Origin of the sequence: Pseudomonas sp. B13(2017), from assembly GCF_002113245.1 — a bacterium.
GTDB classification, from domain to species: Bacteria; Pseudomonadota; Gammaproteobacteria; order Pseudomonadales; family Pseudomonadaceae; genus Aquipseudomonas; species Aquipseudomonas putida_Z.
Genome location: NZ_NEJX01000011.1, coordinates 83,285 through 100,671, shown reverse-complemented (window position 1 = coordinate 100,671; position 17,387 = coordinate 83,285). Strand labels below are relative to the sequence as shown.

At 65.3% G+C, this 17,387-nt stretch carries 10 protein-coding genes; 8 read left to right on the top strand and 2 right to left on the bottom strand.

Annotation, left to right across the window (positions count from 1 at the left end; translation table 11 throughout):
- Positions 1-23: 23 nt before the first annotated feature.
- The 4 genes from CAG44_RS15795 to CAG44_RS15775 all read left to right on the top strand — a co-directional run bounded on the left by CAG44_RS15795 (position 24) and on the right by CAG44_RS15775 (position 7,442).
- Positions 24-3,851, top strand: coding sequence for a leucine-rich repeat domain-containing protein (locus tag CAG44_RS15795; protein WP_085692485.1), 3,828 nt, complete (start codon positions 24-26; stop codon positions 3,849-3,851).
- 147 nt (positions 3,852-3,998) lie between these two features.
- A complete protein-coding gene (locus CAG44_RS15785; protein WP_025339338.1) occupies positions 3,999-5,618 on the top strand; it encodes an NADP-dependent glyceraldehyde-3-phosphate dehydrogenase in 1,620 nt (539 codons plus the stop codon).
- Between the two features lie 111 nt (positions 5,619-5,729).
- The gene (locus tag CAG44_RS15780) at positions 5,730-6,197 is read left to right on the top strand and encodes a VOC family protein (protein WP_025339339.1); all 468 of its coding nucleotides are present in this window, start codon (positions 5,730-5,732) and stop codon (positions 6,195-6,197) included.
- A 63-nt stretch (positions 6,198-6,260) separates the two neighbouring features.
- A complete protein-coding gene (locus CAG44_RS15775) occupies positions 6,261-7,442 on the top strand; it encodes a hypothetical protein (protein ID WP_085588495.1) in 1,182 nt (393 codons plus the stop codon).
- Between the two features lie 230 nt (positions 7,443-7,672).
- Here the strand turns inward: CAG44_RS15775 and ilvA are convergent, their stop codons facing one another.
- Positions 7,673-9,232: a threonine ammonia-lyase, biosynthetic gene (ilvA, locus tag CAG44_RS15770; RefSeq protein ID WP_085692483.1), complete on the bottom strand. Its 1,560-nt coding sequence runs from the start codon at positions 9,230-9,232 to the stop codon at positions 7,673-7,675.
- 181 nt (positions 9,233-9,413) lie between these two features.
- Positions 9,414-9,845 carry a PACE efflux transporter gene (locus tag CAG44_RS15765; RefSeq protein ID WP_025339342.1) on the bottom strand — a complete coding sequence of 144 codons (432 nt, stop codon included), beginning with the start codon at positions 9,843-9,845 and terminating at the stop codon, positions 9,414-9,416.
- Positions 9,846-10,038: 193 nt separating this feature from the next.
- Here CAG44_RS15765 and nrfB point away from each other — a divergent pair, with 193 nt between their 5' ends.
- The 4 genes from nrfB (at position 10,039) to CAG44_RS15745 (ending at position 17,287) form a co-directional block, all read left to right on the top strand.
- On the top strand, positions 10,039-12,213 hold the full coding sequence (gene nrfB / locus CAG44_RS15760; RefSeq protein ID WP_085692482.1) for a cyclic di-3',5'-guanylate-activated glycosyltransferase NrfB: 2,175 nt from the start codon (positions 10,039-10,041) through the stop codon (positions 12,211-12,213).
- Positions 12,210-15,215: a phage receptor gene (locus tag CAG44_RS15755; RefSeq protein WP_085692481.1), complete on the top strand. Its 3,006-nt coding sequence runs from the start codon at positions 12,210-12,212 to the stop codon at positions 15,213-15,215. The genes nrfB and CAG44_RS15755 overlap by 4 nt, the downstream gene beginning before the upstream one ends.
- Positions 15,215-16,054: a DUF4434 family protein gene (locus CAG44_RS15750; RefSeq protein WP_085692480.1), complete on the top strand. Its 840-nt coding sequence runs from the start codon at positions 15,215-15,217 to the stop codon at positions 16,052-16,054. Before CAG44_RS15755 ends, CAG44_RS15750 begins: the two co-directional genes overlap by 1 nt.
- A gap of 141 nt (positions 16,055-16,195) precedes the next feature.
- The gene (locus CAG44_RS15745) at positions 16,196-17,287 is read left to right on the top strand and encodes a diguanylate cyclase (RefSeq protein ID WP_025339346.1); all 1,092 of its coding nucleotides are present in this window, start codon (positions 16,196-16,198) and stop codon (positions 17,285-17,287) included.
- Positions 17,288-17,387: the final 100 nt, after the last annotated feature.

Below are 17,387 nucleotides of genomic sequence, written 5' to 3'. Positions count from 1 at the left end.
CTTCGCATGAAAGGAGCATCGACATGCCAGCCATCAACCCTCATCAACCCTTGCTCGAGGCGCAGCTGCCGCACTGGGCACGCCAGGTAACGCCCAATCAATGGGCCGCGTTGAAGCGAACCCAGATCGCCCCGTGGAAGGCGCAGGACTGGTTCGCCAATGCTGCCCCCGACCTGCGTGACACAGTGCATGCCAGCCAGGCGCGCCTGATGCAGGCGCAAGCAGCCTTGGCCAGCTCGCTCAAAGGCCTGAAACAGATCACTGAATTCGCCGAGCCATTGCTGCAACGGCGTCTTGCCGAACAAGGCTTTCACGCGCCGCTGCGCACTAGCCAACTGCTGCGGGTCGATCGCAACTGGCACTGGGCCGCCCTGCGCTATCTTTACCGCCATCGCCGCGACAACCTGCTACAGGCCGCCCTGCAGAACTTCGCCAGCGACGAGGTGTTCACCGCTGAAAGTGCCATTGCCCTGGGTGACAACATTCAGGTCACGCCGATTCTGGTACAAGGCTCCGCCCCCTTCGGCATGCAATCACCCGTCGCGCACTTTCCATTGCAGTCGGAGCACTATCAGGTGGAACGGCTGCCACTTGAGCCGGCCGCTTTCGCCACACAGTGCCGTGACCTGGACCTGGGTGAGGCTTACCAGGCCCACCTGGAACAGCACCTTGCCCAGCCCGCTACCCGAGCCTTGGCCATCAGGGTACAGAAAGATCGCCTGCGCCTGGCGGCCGACCTTGCCTATCTGCGGCACCTGCTTGACGGCAGCACGCGCGATCAGGTCGAACAGTTGTTGCTGGGTAGCGCCGTGAGGTGCTGGCAACTGGCGCTGTTCGGCACGCCCCTGCACGAGGTCATGCTGATCGATGCCGGCGGTGCGGGGCTGGCGTTATATCTGCCCGGCCATGACCCGGCCCTGCGTCAATGCAGCAACCTGGACGCGGTACACGACACGCTGGCGACCTTGCTGCTGGAGCCCGATGCCCGCCAAGCCTTCACGGCGTACATCAGGCAGGACCAACGCACGCACTTTCTCGACCTGTTGCAGCAGAACCTCGACGCCACAGGCAACACGGCCTTTGACCGCCCTTGGCAGCGCGCAGTGCAAGCGGACCTGCGCCCCACACGCGTGGCCATCACGGCCGAGCCTTTCGGCCACTACCAGGACCTGCACCTGGCCCGCCTCAAGCACGAAGCCAGCCTGCTGGCGGTCCCGACAGCAATGGCCGATGCCAACGCGCGAACCAGGCGCCTGGAGGAATGGGAAAGCCTTGGCCTGGATGCACTCGGTATTGCCGCGTTCTTCGTTCCGGGTGCAGGCACCCTGATGCTGGCCGTGACTGCCTGCCAACTGCTCGGCGAGGCATTCGAGGGCTACCAGGCCTGGCATGAAGGCGACCGCCACCTGGCGCTGCGCCACCTGGAGGCAGTCGGCCTGAACCTGGCCCTGATCGGAGGGTTCGTGGCAGCGGGCAAGGTCGTGCCCAAGCTGTTCAACAGCCCGTTGATGGAAAGCCTGCAGCAAGTACGCGGCGACGACGGGCGCTACCGGCTCTGGAATGAAGACCTCACCCCCTACCGCAGTGCCGTGACACTGCCCGAAACCCTGCAGCCCAATGCACTTGGCCAGTACCTGTATCAGGGCCGATATTTCATCCGCATGGACGGCCAGCTCTTCGAACAACGCTTCGATCACGACCTGCAGCAATGGCGGGTCATTCACCCCGACACGCCCGACGCCTGGCAGCCACCGCTGACGCACAATGCCCAAGGTGCCTGGCGCGGCCAGCATGAACAGCCCGGCCAGTGGCCATTCGCGAAGCTGGCGCGCCGCCTCGGCCCTGCATATGCCGCTTTCACGCCAGAGCAGCTGACGCAAGCCGGCCGCCTCTGCGGCATCGACGCCGCGCAGTTGCGCCGGGTGCACCTGGAGGGCCGAGCAACGCCCCCGCTGTTGCTCGATGCCCTGCAACGCATGGCGGCACAGGCCGAGGTAGAGGCGTTGGCCGACAGGGCCCCACCGGGCCTGTTCGAGCGCCTCTACAACGGCAGCACGCCCACCACCCCGTCAACGCAGAAACTGCTCGCTGCCTATCCGCGGCTTTCCCCTGCCCTGGCCACGCGTGTGCTGACACCGCTAGGCGAGGCTGAATCGCTCGCCTGGCAACAACAGGGACAGCTACCCATTCAGGTTCGCCAGGCACTGGAACAGGTGCACAGCGAGCTGCCCCTGATACGCGCCCTGGAGGGCGTGCTTCAGCCAGCCCGGGCCAGCAGCGACAGCGAACGCCTGCTGTTCAGCGCCCTGGATGCCATGCCCGACTGGCCTGCGGACCTGCGCCTGGAGCTGCATGGCGCAAGCCCCCAAGGCCCTTTGCTGGAGCAGGTCGGCAGCGAACAGGCCAGCACCCTGCGCCGTGTGATCAAAACGGCCGAAGGCTATGAGGTCGACCGGGGCGAGCGCCCTGCACCTGGACCACTTGATCCGGACCTCTGCCGTGCCATAGAGCAGGCACTGCCACGCTCGCATCGCGATACGCTGGGTATCCCGACGGCCGATGGCAGCTCGCTACGCCAGCGCGTACTGGGTTGGGTCGACCTGCACAGACAGACACTCGCCCAACGCCTCTGGGGGCACCGCGCGCTGCTGCGCAAGCCCATTGGCGGCTTGCGCGGCGGTCGGCCGCTTGACCCCGAACCGCCTCAGCCGCGCCTGGCAGGCTCGCTGGCCGGGGCCTATCGGCGCTTGTTCCCCGACGCCACCGACTGGGAATTCGAAAACTGGCTCGGCAACGACGAGGACAACCCGTACGTCGATGACATTCGCTCACCCACACAGCGGCTGCACGACCTGCAGCAGCGTCTGGATACTTTGCGCCGCGACCTGCATGAATGGGCCCGGCCCGATCCGCAGCGCCCGCACCAGCGGCACCTGGCCATCCGCCCCATCCTCAACGCCTGGCGGCGGCTGTCGACCGTAGCGCTTGAAGGGGGTGGCAGCCTGCACAGCCTGGACCTTTCCGGCCTGGAGCTGGACAACCAGGACTTGGCCAGCCTGGCCTTGCCAGACGACTTCACCCATGTGCAGCACCTGTCACTCAGCTACAACCGTTCGCTCAGCCAGTTGCCGGCCGAGTTCTACGAGCGCTTCCCCAACCTCAATCGCCTGCTGCTGGCCGACTGCCGGTTCGACACCGTGCCCCGCCTGGGTAACCCTGAGCACCTCGCCTGGCTGGATCTGGAGGGCAACCGCATTACCTGGAGTAGCCAGGCTCAGCAGGCACTGAACCGCTGCTCCGGGCTTGTAGTACTGGACCTTTCGGGCAACCCACTGCTGCAGGCCCTGGACCTGCGCGGCCTGGCCTACCTGAGGACGCTGTTCCTGAACGACTGTGCGCTCAGCGAATTGCCGCAAGGCCTGGACCAGATGATCGAGCCCATCATCGTGGATATTGCCGACAACCAGTTGCTGCGGCTGCCAGACGGTTTCACCGTGCCAAGGCCAGTCGCAGAGGCGCTGCGCCTGGAAAGCGAATGGCTGGGCGCCCCCGTGGTTGCACAGATCGAAGCTTACAACGCTGCGCATCAGGTGGACCTGATGGTATGCGCAAGCGACTATCAGGAATTCTTCGAACAGACCGGCCCGGCAGAACTGGCCCTGTGGCAGCGCTTGCCGCTGCAATATCGGCGCGACCTCAGGCCCTTGCTTGAGCTTGAACCGTTTTTGTCCCACCCAAGGCAAGCCCGTGCAGAGTTCTGGCGGCGCCTGGCCCTGATCGAGGCAGACCCCGCCCTGCGTCAGCAATGGTTGACGCACCCACCGTACGACCTGTTCAACCTCCCGCTTTGACCGCCCCCGGGTGCCTGCCTGCACAACAGGCAGGCATTTGCCGCCATGTTAAGCCAGACTGGTGTTTTTCCGGTGGCCGGTGCATGCTCGCAGCTGAAGCGATTCACCCGGCTTGAAACCCGCCCAGCAATGTGAGGTGCAGTACCCATGGACCGACTGCTCGATTCACTCTTCCCCAGCGCCGAGAACATCCCGGAAACCTGGCGCCTGGAAGCCCCCCTGGAACAACGCGACTATCTGGTGAACGGCGAGCTCAGGCGCTGGGACGGCCCCCTGGCCACGGTGCGCAGCCCGGTCTGGCTCAAGGAAGGCAACGATGAGCATCAGGTGGTGCTGGGCAGCGCCCCACTGCTCGATGCCGACACCGCGCTCACCGCCCTCGATGCCGCCGTGCAGGCCTACGACAAAGGCCGTGGCGCCTGGCCGAACATGCGCGTGGCCGAGCGCATCCAGCACGTCGAGACCTTCCTGGCACGCATGCGTGAACAGCGCCAGGCCGTGGTCAAGCTGCTGATGTGGGAGATCGGCAAGAACCTCAAGGATTCGGAAAAGGAATTCGACCGCACCTGCGACTACATCGTCGACACCATCAACGCCCTCAAGGACCTCGACCGCCGTTCCAGCCGCTTCGAGCTGGAACAGGGCACGCTAGGCCAGATCCGCCGTGCACCACTGGGCGTGGCCCTGTGCATGGGGCCATACAACTACCCGCTGAACGAAACCTTCACCACGCTGATCCCGGCGCTGATCATGGGCAACACCGTGGTGTTCAAGCCGGCCAAGTTCGGCGTGCTGCTGATTCGGCCGTTGCTAGAAGCCTTCCGTGACAGCTTCCCGCCAGGGGTGATCAACGTCATCTACGGCCGTGGCCGGGAAACGGTGAGCGCGCTGATGGCCAGCGGCAAGGTCGATGTGTTCGCCTTCATCGGCACGCACAAGGCCGCCAGCGACCTGAAGAAGCTGCACCCGCGCCCGCACCGGCTGCGCGCCGCGCTGGGGCTGGATGCCAAGAACCCGGGCATCGTGCTGCCCCAGGTGGACCTCGACAACGCCGTCGAAGAAGCAGTCACCGGTGCGCTGTCGTTCAATGGCCAACGCTGCACAGCACTGAAGATCCTGTTCGTCCACGAGGACGTGGTCGATGCCTTCCTCGACAAGTTCCAGCGCAAGCTGGCCGCGCTCAAGCCCGGCATGCCTTGGGAGCCAGGCGTTGCGCTGACGCCGCTGCCCGAGCCCGGCAAGGTCGACTACCTCGACGGCCTGGTCGCCGATGCCACCGCCAAGGGCGCACGCGTGCTCAACGAAGGTGGTGGGCACAGCCGTGGCTCGTTCTTCTACCCGGCCGTGCTGTACCCGGTGAAGAGCGACATGCGCGTGTACCACGAGGAGCAGTTCGGCCCGCTGGTGCCGGTAGTGCCCTACCGCGACCTGCAGACGGTGATCGACTATGTGCTGGACTCCGACTACGGCCAACAACTGAGCCTGTTCGGCAATGACCCGGCGACCATCGGCAGCCTGGTCGACATCTTCGCCAACCAGGTCGGGCGCATCAACATCAACGCGCAATGCCAGCGCGGCCCCGACACCTACCCGTTCAACGGCCGCAAGAACAGCGCCGAAGGCACCCTGTCGGTACATGACGCCCTGCGTGTGTTCTCGATCCGCACCTTGGTCGCAACGCGCTTCCAGGAGGCCAACAAGGAACTGATCAGCGAGATCATTCGCAACCGGCAGTCGAGTTTCCTGACCACCGACTACATCTTCTGACCGCCGCGCTTATAGAGAATCGGTCTATCACCCCTGTCGATTTTCCATCCGCGCAAACGACTCTAAGCAACAGGGGCGCCAACCGGCGCCCACTTCCAAGGAGAGTCGAACATGGCAGCCAAACCCATTCCCGAAGGCCAGCACAGCATCACGCCCTACCTGGCCATCAATGACGCCGCCAAGGCCATCGAGTTCTACAAGAAGGCCTTTGGCGCGGTGGAAATGTTCCGCCTCGATGCCCCTGGCGGCCGCGTTGGCCATGCCGAGCTGAAAATCGGTGATTCGTCGCTGATGCTGGGCGACCCCTGCGACATGGAAGGCGGCCTCACCGCCAGCCAGAAGCTCAGCGGCACAGGCGTGGGCCTGCACCTGTATGTCGAAGACTGCGACAAGGTCTACGCCCAGGCCCTGGCCGCCGGCGGCACCCAGTTGCATCCCTTGACCGACCAGTTCTACGGTGACCGCAGCGGCACCCTGAAAGACCCGTTCGGCAACATCTGGTTCGTTTCCACCCACAAGGAGGACCTGACCCCCGACGAAATTCGCGCCCGCGCGGCGAAGATGTTCGGTGGCAACTGAGCGGTAAGTTGAAAGCGGCGCGACTTTGCTTGAAGCTTGGGGCTCGTAGCTGGGAGCTGCTTCATGCGAATCATCGACAAAACCGCCGCACAGGTCCGTAGCCTGACCCCTGCAGAAGAGGAGCTGCTGGTCGGCTTTGCCACCGGCAGCCTCGCCGGCCCGCGCCTGCTGCAGGCCAACCAGTTGCTGATGAAGGTGCGCAACGCCAACCAGTGGCTGGCCTGCGACTGCCGCAACGATGCCTTGCCGGTACTCAATGTCACCCTCAACGGCAGCACCGGTACGCTGTTTCTCAAGAACAACCCGGGTACCGCCGAACACGCGCCCGGCTGCCCGTTCACCAAGGACGAGCGGGAAGCGGCCGAACGCGAGAACGACCCCGCGCCACCCGCTGCCTGGCTGCCGCCCGACACACCGTTGCGCCTGATCGGCGATTTTCGCAGCGGCACCGCCGGTGCCGGCGGCGACGGCAGCGAGCGGCGCGACCAACAGCGCCTGCTGTCACTGCTGCTGACCTGGATCGAGACCAGCGGCCTGAACCTGTATGCCACGCACCTGAAAAAGGACCTTACCGGGCAGTTTGCCGAGTTGCGCAGCGTTGCCAGCCGCTATCCGCTGCTGGAACGGGTGCCCGCCAGCAACTACCTGGAAACCCGCCTGGACATGAAGCACATGATGATGCTCAAGTCCCGCCTGCGCGAAGCCACGGTGTTCGGCAACCACCGCCGCCACGGCCTGCTGCTGGACTGCGTGGACCAGATCAAAGGGCGCAAGCTGTTCAACAACCGCAGTGAAGACGGCTTCGACTTCCAGGGCCACCACCTGTACTGGGGCGGCAACCGCACCGCCGGGCCGTTGCTGGCCTTGGCGCTGTACTCGCCGACCAGTGCCGGCAGCCATTTCTACGAGCTGATCCATGTTGCCAGCGTACCGGTGCTGTCCCGCGCCCACCTGTTCCCGGTGTATCGCGACGAAGAACGCGAGCCGCTCAAGGCCCTGGTATCGCTGGTCGACTGGATGGCCGGCAAAGGTGTGAAAGTACAGATGCGCCGCCCGGTGATCGGCGGCCAGGTGATGGATGAACTGGTAATGACTTCGGACCAGGACCGGGTGTTGTCGGTATCGTTGCTGGAGCAGCCAATCGGCCCCGAACCGGATACCGAGAACTTCAAGCGCTACGCCGACTTCAAGAGCCTGGAAACCTTCCGCAAATTCGTTGCCGGCTTCTTCATGCGTGAGCGCTGAGCCCATCTCCCGGCACACACAAAACTTGTAGGAGCGGCCTTGTGTCGCGATGGGCTGCAAAGCAGCCCCTGCAATTCATGCACTAGCACTGAAATCCTGAGGCCGCTCTGCGGCCCATCGCCGGCAAGCCAGCTCCCACCTTGACCGCATCAACCTCAAGCCATGCGCTGTCCCTGTGGGAGCGGGCGTGCCCGCGAAGAGGCCCGTACAGGCTGCATGAGGTTTACGTATCAACCCAGGAACAGCTTGTACGCCGGGTTGTCGGTCTCATCCCAGTACCGGTACCCCATCTCATCCAGCGCCAACGGCAACCCCGCCAACTCATCCCCCGGTACTTCCAGCGCCGCAAATACCCGTGCCTCCGCCGCACCATGGTTGCGGTAATGGAACAGACTGATGTTCCAGCGCTTGCCAAGCCGCTCCAGAAAGCCCAGCAAGGCCCCCGGGCGCTCGGGGAATTCGAAGCGCAGCACCCGCTCGTCAGCGCCGGGCGCGGCATGGCCGCCAACGGTATGGCGCACATGCAGCTTGGCCAGTTCGTTGTCGGTCAGGTCCAGTACGCTGTAGCCCTGCTCGCGCAGGCTGGCCAGCAATTGCTCGCGCGGGTCGTGCAGCGGGTGTGTCTGCACACCCACGAACAGCCGCGCCTCCTTGCCGGGGTAATAGCGGTAGTTGAACTCGGTGATCTGCCGCTTGCCCAGTGCCTGGCAAAAGGCGCGGAAGCTGCCCGGCTGTTCCGGAATGGTGACAGCGATGATCGCCTCGCGCTGCTCGCCCAGTTCGGCACGCTCGGCCACATGGCGCAGGCGGTCGAAATTGACGTTGGCCCCGGAATCGATCGCCACCAGGGTCTGCCCCTGCACGCCCTCGCGCGCCACGTACTTCTTGATCCCGGCCACGGCCAGGGCCCCGGACGGTTCGGTGATCGAGCGGGTATCGTCATAGATGTCCTTGATCGCCGCGCACAGCTCGTCGCTGCTCACCGTCACCACTTCGTCAACGAAGTGCCGGCACAGCTCGAAGCAATGGGCGCCGATCTGCGCCACCGCCACACCATCGGCGAAGGTGCCGACCTGCGGCAGGATCACCCGCTCACCAGCGGCCATGGCAGCCTGCAGGCAGTTGGAGTCCTCCGGCTCGACGCCGATCACCTTCACATCAGGGCGCAGGTACTTCACATAGGCGGCGATGCCAGCAATCAGCCCACCGCCACCCACCGGCACGAAGATGGCGTCCAGCGCCCCCGGGCGCTGGCGCAGGATCTCCATGGCCACAGTGCCCTGCCCGGCGATCACATCCGGGTCGTCGAACGGTGGCACGAAGGTGGCACCTTCGCTGTCGGCCAGTTTCAGCGCATGGGCCAAGGCATGGGGGAAGCTCTCGCCGTGCAGCACTACATGGCCACCGCGCGAACGTACCCCTTCCACCTTCAGCGACGGCGTGGTGGTAGGCATGACGATGGTGGCCTTCATGCCCAGGTGCGATGCCGCCATGGCCACACCTTGGGCATGGTTGCCCGCGGAGGCGGTGATCACGCCGCGCTCGCGCTGCACGGTACTCAGGCGTGACAGGCGGGTGTACGCACCGCGGATCTTGAACGAGAAAGTAGGCTGCAGGTCTTCCCGCTTGAGCAACACCTGGTTGCCCAGGCTGGCAGACAACGCAGGCGCAGCTTGCAAGGGCGTTTCGATGGCCAGGTCGTACACCGGGGCGGCAAGAATGCGCCGCACCTGCTCCGACAGCAGTTGCTGGGGGGTGAAGGTAGAACGAGGGCTGACGAAGCTGGTCATCGATGACTCCTTGGCTGTGTTCACGTTGCCCAGGAGTCAGAGAGAAGAAACCCGCCTCCAGGGCGGGTTCGGTGCACGTACGCGCTAGCCCGCCAAGCTGATAATGGCGGTAATAATAATGGCGTTGACGTGCTGGAAAGTATTCATGGGGTAGGAACTTAGCCGGTAGTGCGGCACAAAGTCAACACTTCGCCTGCTGCGCCGAAAGCGGCACATCGAACACCTTGTCGAAGCCCCACTGGAAGACAAACGCGTAAGCGAAGAAGAACACGAACAACGCCAGGTTGGTCAGCAACGCCGCCCACAGGCTGACATCCAGCCAGTACGCCACCAGCGGCAGCAGGATCAGCACCAGCCCGCCCTCGAAGCCCAGCGCATGCAGCAGGCGCCGCAGGAAAGTGCGCTCACGCCGGTGCTGGCGCGCTTCCCAGCGTTCGAACACCCAGTTGTAGGCCATGTTCCAGCTCATCGCGATGCCCGACATCAGCACCGACAGCACGGTCGACTGCGCCATGCCGGCACCGAACGCCAGCTCCAACGCGGGCGCCACGCAGGCGACGGCGATGGCCTCGTAAAGGATGGCCTGGACGATCTTGCGTGCCTTGCCTTGCATGTTCAGCTCCCTGGGTAAACGACCTGTAAAGCTACAAGAAGTGGCCCACAAGAAAAAGCCTAAAATTTGGACAACCCCGCGTTCGGCTGCTTGTATCTATCCAGTACAAACGGCGACAAGTCGTACAACTTCGTCCAGGGAATCGAACGAGGATATAGACGATGGCCCACCCCTTCCTGCCGGTGACCGGCACATGAGCCTGGCATTCATCGATTTTCTCACCTATGTGCTGTTCGGCCTGAAGATACTCGCGATCGTCCTGGCCACGCTGATGTTCCTGCTGGGCCTGGATGACCTGTTCATCGACCTTTGCTACTGGGGCCGCAAGCTGATCCGGCGCTTTCGCATCTACGACAAGTACGAAAAAGCCGACGAAAAACGCCTGTTCGAGGTACCGGAAAAGCCCCTGGCGATCATGGTCCCGGCCTGGAACGAAGTGGGCGTGGTCGGCGAGATGGCGCGCCTGGCAGCCTCGACCATCGACTACGAGAACTACCAGATCTTCGTCGGCACCTACCCCAACGACCCGCAAACCCAGGCCGACGTCGACGCGGTGTGCCTGCACTATCCCAACGTGCACAAGGTGGTCTGCGCTCGCCCCGGCCCCACCAGCAAGGCCGACTGCCTGAACAACATCATCGACGCGCTGCTGCGCTTCCAGCAGGACGCCGGCATCCAGTTCGCCGGCTTTATCCTGCACGACGCCGAAGACGTGATCTCGCCCATGGAGCTGCGCCTGTTCAACTACCTGCTACCGAACAAGGACATGATCCAGATCCCGGTGTACCCCTACGCACCGGAATGGAAAGGCTTCACCGCCGGCCACTATGTCGACGAGTTCGCCGAAAACCACGGCAAGGACGTGATCGTGCGCGAGGCCCTGACCGGCCAGGTGCCCAGCGCCGGGGTCGGCACCTGCTTCAGCCGCCGCGCCATCAGTGCGCTGCTCGAGGACGGCGACGGCATCGCCTTCGACGTACAGAGCCTCACCGAAGACTACGACATCGGCTTCCGCCTTAAGCAGAAGGGCATGAAGTGCATTTTCGCCCGCTACTCCATCACCGACCCGGCGCTGACCCTGAAGCAGGAATGGCGCCCGGGCATGAGCCGCGAATTCGCCCAGGTGATCTGCGTGCGCGAGCACTTCCCGCGCGACTGGCAGCATGCCATCCGGCAGAAGTCGCGGTGGATCGTCGGCATCGTGTTCCAGGGCACCAGCAACCTCGGCTGGAGCCGCAAGGGCGCGCTCAACTACTTCCTCTGGCGTGACCGCCGCGGCCTGTTCGCCTACCTGCTGAGTTTCCTGGTCAACCTGTTGCTGCTGGTGTTGCTGGCCATGTGGCTGGTCACGGTGATTGCGCCGGAGTCGTGGCGCTTCATGTCGATCCTCAGCGACAGCTGGCTGCTGACCACCTTGCTGTGGCTGAACGGGCTGATGCTGTTCAACCGCCTGTTCCAGCGCGCCTGGTTCGTGACCCGCTTCTATGGCATCGGCGAAGGGCTGTTGTCGGCACCACGGATGATGTGGAGCAACTTCGTCAACTTCTTCGCCAACCTGCGTGCCCTGCGCCAGGTGATGGAAATGGGTGACTCGCGGCGCGTGGCCTGGGACAAGACCACCCACGAATTCCCCGCCATCGCCGCCCCCGCCCGCACGCCGCTGGGCCAACGCCTGGTGGCCAAGGGCCTGATCAGCGACGAACAGCTGCAACAGGCGATCACCAGCCCGGTACGCCGGCGCCTGGGCCGCGAGCTGCTGTTGCGCGGCTGGCTGAACAGCGAACAGCTGGTCGCCACCCTGGCCGAGCAGATGGACCTGCCCTGGGCACCGCTCAACCCGTTCAAGCTCGACCCGCAGCTGATCGCCAAACTGCCGCGCAAGCTGGCGACGCACTATGGCGTGCTGCCGGTGGCCGAAGACGGCGACACGCTGGTGCTGGCCAGCGAAAGCCCGGTCAGCCAGGTATCGCTGGGGGTAATCAGCCGCCACCTGAAGCGCCCGGTCAGCGCCCGCCTGGCGCCCCAGGGCCGGGTGACCCTGGGCCTGCGCTACCACTACCCAAGCCCCTGGCAGAAGCCGGAAACCCGCGACATGCTGGCCATCCTCGAGCGCCACCAGGACGACGAAGTGCTGCTGGAACAGGTCAGCCACCATCAGGTGATGCTCGGCGCCTTGCTGCAGGTGCGCGGCATGGTCCCGGTCACTTTGTTCAACCAGGCGCTGATCGACTTCGACCCGGAACACCAGAGCCTCGGCGAGCACCTGATTGCCCGCGGCATCATCACCGAGCAGGTGCTGCAGCAGGCCCTGATCGAACAGGCCAGCGAACAGCAGGCCGCTTTTGACCTGACCCGGGAGGTGGCATGAAGCCGCGCTTTTCCCTCACTTTCACTGGCTTGTTGCTGTGCTCCGCCGCCCTGCCCTGCGCCGCTTCGGCGCCGATGACCGACTTTCAGCGGTTCACCAGCTACCCGTTCATGGAGCGCAGCTACCGCGAAGCGAAGAAGGACAACTGGCCCGAGGTCGAACGCCTGACCCGCCACGTGCTGGGCCGGGTGCCGAACAACGACGAAGCCCGTGCGCTGCTGGTCGAGGCACTGGCTCACCAGCGCCGCTACAAGGAGGCCGAGGCCCTTGCCGAACAGTTGGGCGACAGCCCCGAATACGCCAACGCCCTGCTTGAACTGCGCCTGGCCTGGATCGAACAAGACCCGCCGCCGGCCAGCCAGGTAGAACAGTGGCTGGCCAGCAGCGACGGCACCCACCGGGTGCGCCTGTGGCAGGCCTATAGCCTGAGCCTGGCCAAATACGGTGGTGCCGCCAAGGCGCTGGACTGGCTCAACCATCTGCCGCCTCAGGGGGACGGCCAAGTGCTGCGCCTGGCCCGGGCCAACTTCGCCGAGCAACTGCGCAACTGGAAGGAAACCATCGAACAGCTGCAGCCGTTGGCCGACCAAGGCCAGTTGCCTGCGCAAGACTGGCAGCGCCTGGCCAATGCCTATATCCAGCAGGTGGATGAAAAAGGGCTGAACGCGCTGCTGCCCAGCGCCCCTTCCCCCGAAGCAGCCAACCAGGCCCGCCTGGCGATGGCCAACCGCGCCATCGCCGTCGGCCAGAACCAGCAGGCCCGGCATTGGCTGCAGGCACTGCCCGCCGCGCAGCTGAACCAGCCCGAGCAGCGCCAGCAACTGTGGGAGCTGGCCCGCGAAGGCGACGACGCGCCGCTGGTACAGCGCCTGAGCAACGAACTGCAACGCCCCTGCCTGGAAACCGTCGACTGGCTGTCGCACCGCGACCCGGAGCTGGCGCGCGAGCAGTTCAAGGGCTGCACCGCCGGCACCGACCCCAGGGCCTATGCCGTGCTCAAGCAGCGCCTGTACGGCGACCCGCCCCAGCCCCCGCAACCACGCACCGCCGCCGAATGGGAGCAACGCTATCGGCAGAGCGGCGATATGGCCGCACTGGAGCAAGCCACCTTCCTGCTGATGCAACAGGGCCATGGCGAACACGCCCGGCAACTGCTGGAGCAGGCCTACGACCGCCACCAGGGCCGCCTTGCACCGTCGCTGCTGCAGCGCCTGGGCAACCTGTATGCGCGCAACGACGGGCCGCTGGACAGCCGCCGCATGCTCGGCCTGATCCCTCGGGTCGACGCCAGTACCCGGGCCCAGCTGCTCGGCCGCCTGGCCGAGGCTGGCCAGTGCGATGCCGTGCGCCAGGCCGTACCGGCCACCCCGAGCGAGCCCGGCCAGTACCGCGCCCTGGGCCGCTGCGCCATGCCCGACCAGCCCGGCGAAGCGGTGGTCTACTACCAGGCCGCCGAGCGCCTGGGCGACAGCGGGAGCCGCTTGCCCCTGGCCTATGCCCTGGAAGCCGCTGGCGACTCCGAAGCGGCCCTGCCCATCTGGCGCACCCAGCCGGACAGCGCCTGGACCGACAACGCCCGCCTCACCGCCGCCCGTGGCGCGCTGAACGCCGGCGACGCACAAGCGGCCCGGCGCTATTGGGACGCCGCCGCGCACGATAGCGCCGACGACTGGGCCCTGGGTGCCGCCATCGCCCAGCGCCAAGGCGATTACCAAGCCGCGCTGGGCTTCCAGCGCCAGGCCCTGGCACACAACCCGCGGGCCGACCACTACTACGCTGCCTCCAGCACTGCGCAACTGGCTGGCGACAGTGCCCAGAGCAGCGCCTGGCTGGCCGAAGCCGTGCGCCTGGCCCCCGACCAGCCACGCTACCGCGCCGACTACGGCATGCGCCTGGCCAGCTCGACGGACAAGGCCCAGCGCCGCCAGTCGATCCCCTACCTGGAGCGCGCCACCCACGATTTCCCCGAGGACTACCGCCTTGGCGAGACGCTGGCCTTGCGCTACGACGAAGCCGAAGACAGCGCTTCGGCGCGCCGCGAACTGCGCCGCATCCTCGATGTGGAGCAGGACCTGGTCGACGGCGACGACGAATACGGCAGCCTGGAAGCCCGCAAGTACCGCCAGCGCCGCGCCCACGAAAGCCTGTCGCGGCGCGACACCATCACCCTGGCCAGCACCTGGTCGCCGGCCGGCACCTCGACCAACGACAAGTTCCTCGACAATGGCCAGCGCAGCGGCACTTCGCGCCGCGCGCAATCGCAGAACGTGCAGCTGGCCATGTGGGACCACGCCCTGGGCGAAGAGCCCAGCCGCAACGGCAGCACCCTGTCGGTGTATGGCCGGGTACTGTTCGGTGGGCAAAGCCGCACCGACTACGCGCAAAGCATGGGCACCGGTGTCGGCCTGCGCTACAAGCCATTCGGCCAGGCCAACCTCAACCTGTATGCCGAGCTGTACCACCAGCGTCAGATCGACGAAGAGCACTACCGCGGCCTGAGCCTGGGCCAATTGCTGGGCCCGGCCAAGGTCGGCGGCAACTGGGGCGACCTGCGTCACCACGCCGAATCGAGCAACGACCTGCTGTTGCGTGCCACCGCCTCGTTCCTCGACCAGGGCGACTGGCGCAACGACTGGCGGGTCGATGAAGACGACTGGAACGAGCGCTTCCTCTACCTCGACGCCGCCTGGTGGACCCGTGCCGGCGACCACGCCTGGCTGTCGCGCTACCAGCAGGGCCACGCCTGGAAGCTGCCGGGCAGCTCGCCGCAAACCATCATGCCCTATGGCTTTGTCGAGTTTTCCAGCCAGGACCCGAGCAACGACTGGCGCCAGGACGCCCGGGCCGGGGTTGGTGTGCGCTGGCAATGGTGGTTCGATGACGACCGCTACAACGCCTACCGCGGTTCGCTGAAAGTGCGTGCCGAATACCAGCAATCGCTGGGCGGCAATCTATACGAGCGCGCCAACGGCGTGCTGGTCGGTGCGGAGATGACCTTCTGATGCGTACGTTCCTGGCCCTCTGCCTGCTTGCCCTGTGCCTGCCAGCCAGCGCCGACCAGCGCCTGTTCTACCAACCCCTCAACCGCGACGCCAATGTCACCCCCGCCCAGTGGCAGCAACTGTGGCACGCCACCGTGGCCCAGGGCGGCAAGACCCTGATCGTGCAGTGGAGCGCCTATGGCGACAGCGATTTCGGCGGTGCCCAAGGCTGGCTGGCCGACAGCCTGCGCAGCGCGCGTGCCCAGGGCCTGCAACTGGTGCTGGGGCTGTACATGGACCCGGCCTATTACCAGCGCATCGACGAGCTGGACGGTGAAGGCCTGAATAGCTACTGGAAGGCGCAGCTGGGGCGCTCGCTCAGCCAGTACCAGCAACTGCGCCAGGCGTGGCAGTTGCCGGTGGACGGCTGGTACCTGCCCATGGAGCTGGACGACCATCATTTTCATGAGGCCGAGCGCCGTGATGCCCTGCACACCCAGTTGCAGGCCTTCAACCGGCAACTGGACAAGCCATTGCACATCAGCGCTTTCAGCGCCGGCAAACTCTCACCGCGGGTCAATGCCGCATGGCTGGATCAACTGGCCGGGTTGGGCTTGACTGTGTGGTGGCAGGATGGCACCGGGACCGGGCGCTTGCCCGCGTTGGTGCGCCAGGGCTACGAGCAGGCCTTGCCATGCCGGGTGGGCGTGGTGCGCGAGGCGTTCCGCCAGGTGAGCGCGCCAGGCCAGGCGTTTCGAGCTGAGCCTGCCCAGCCGAAGCTGGGCGCCGGGTGCCATGCCGAGGCGGTGTTCGACCTGCGTTACCGGCCATGGGCCCGGGGTGTTCTGCCCACCAATTGAGTCTCCAGGCCCGGCCTCTTCGCGGGTAAACCCGCTCCCACAGGGACCGCACAGATTTCCACTGCTGTGGGAGGCCTGTGCGAGCGGGTTTACCCGCGAAAGGGCCAGGCCTGGTAAAGCAGTACTCTCAGGAGCCCAGCGATGTTCAAAACCATCGAAGCCCACGTTCGCAAACAGGTCGCCCCCGCCGCCCTGCGCGCCGAATTCCGCCAGCACGAATTCGAGGCCATGCGCCCATTCTGCCTGTTGGTATTCTGCGTCAGCATCCTGATCTGGCTGGTCTTCGACCTGATCGTCAGCTTCCTCGGCGGCCAGGGTTTCACCTGGCTGTCCTATCTGTTCATCACCCTGCTCGGCGCCCTCACCGTGGTGCTGCGGTTCACCCGTCGCAGCCATCATTTCGATGTGCTCAACCTGCTGTTCATCGCCTCCATCACCCTGGGCATGCGCCTGGTGATCGAAGGCATCCCGGTGGCCCTGCGCCCGGTGTGGCTGGTGCTCGGGGTCTCCACCGTGCTGTATGCCGTGTCGGTGCTACCGGTGCGGCGCTGGTCGTTCTTCTGCGCCATGGCCATCACCTGGGTGGTGCTCAACCCGTTCTACCACACCCGCATCGGGCCGGACGAACTCGAAGGCGCCATGCTGATCAGCTACGCGGTGTTCCTCAGCGGCCTGGTCATCTACAGCTACCTGCAGATGCGCAAGGCCAAGCTGCACAACTTCTACCTGTCCAAGGTGCTGCTGGACCAGGCCTATGTCGATGCCCTGACCGAAATCCCCAACCGCCGTTCGTTCATGGCCCAGGCCGACCGCCAACTGCGCCTGGCCACGGCCGAGCAGTACCTGGCGATGATCGACATCGACAACTTCAAACGGGTGAATGACCGTTTCGGCCATGACGTGGGCGATGAAGTACTCAAGCGCGTGGCCCTGCATATCAAGGCGAGCATGGCCGGTTACGAGTTTGCCCGACTGGGCGGCGAGGAATTCGCGATCTTTTTCCAGGGGCTGGACCAGCAAGGCGCCGAGCAACGGGTGGCGGCGCTGTGCCAACGAGTGCGCGAGGACGTTGGCGAGCACCCGGTGACTGTCAGCATCGGCCTGGCCCGGGTGGACCAGGGCGACAGCCTGACCACGGCGCTGGTGCGCGCCGACCAGGCGCTTTACGAGGCCAAGCACAGTGGCAAGGACCGCTTTGTGCTGTGGTCTGCCCGGCTGGCAGAAAGTGATTAGCAGGCCCAGCCTCTTCGCGGGCTCGCCCGCTCCCACAGGGACCGCACAGGCTTCGAACCCTGTGAATGCCCTGTGGGAGCGGGCAAGCCCGCGAAAGGGC

Excerpts from the sequence above, each read along its gene's own strand:
- CAG44_RS15775 (WP_085588495.1), top strand. The coding sequence starts at position 6,261 with ATGCGAATCATCGACAAAACCGCCGCACAGGTCCGTAGCCTGACCCCT.
- CAG44_RS15750 (WP_085692480.1), top strand. The coding sequence starts at position 15,215 with ATGCGTACGTTCCTGGCCCTCTGCCTGCTTGCCCTGTGCCTGCCAGCC.
- CAG44_RS15745 (WP_025339346.1), top strand. The coding sequence starts at position 16,196 with ATGTTCAAAACCATCGAAGCCCACGTTCGCAAACAGGTCGCCCCCGCC.
- CAG44_RS15755 (WP_085692481.1), top strand. The coding sequence starts at position 12,210 with ATGAAGCCGCGCTTTTCCCTCACTTTCACTGGCTTGTTGCTGTGCTCC.
- CAG44_RS15765 (WP_025339342.1), bottom strand. The coding sequence starts at position 9,845 with ATGCAAGGCAAGGCACGCAAGATCGTCCAGGCCATCCTTTACGAGGCC.
- ilvA (WP_085692483.1), bottom strand. The coding sequence starts at position 9,232 with ATGACCAGCTTCGTCAGCCCTCGTTCTACCTTCACCCCCCAGCAACTG.
- CAG44_RS15785 (WP_025339338.1), top strand. The coding sequence starts at position 3,999 with ATGGACCGACTGCTCGATTCACTCTTCCCCAGCGCCGAGAACATCCCG.
- nrfB (WP_085692482.1), top strand. The coding sequence starts at position 10,039 with ATGAGCCTGGCATTCATCGATTTTCTCACCTATGTGCTGTTCGGCCTG.
- CAG44_RS15795 (WP_085692485.1), top strand. The coding sequence starts at position 24 with ATGCCAGCCATCAACCCTCATCAACCCTTGCTCGAGGCGCAGCTGCCG.
- CAG44_RS15780 (WP_025339339.1), top strand. The coding sequence starts at position 5,730 with ATGGCAGCCAAACCCATTCCCGAAGGCCAGCACAGCATCACGCCCTAC.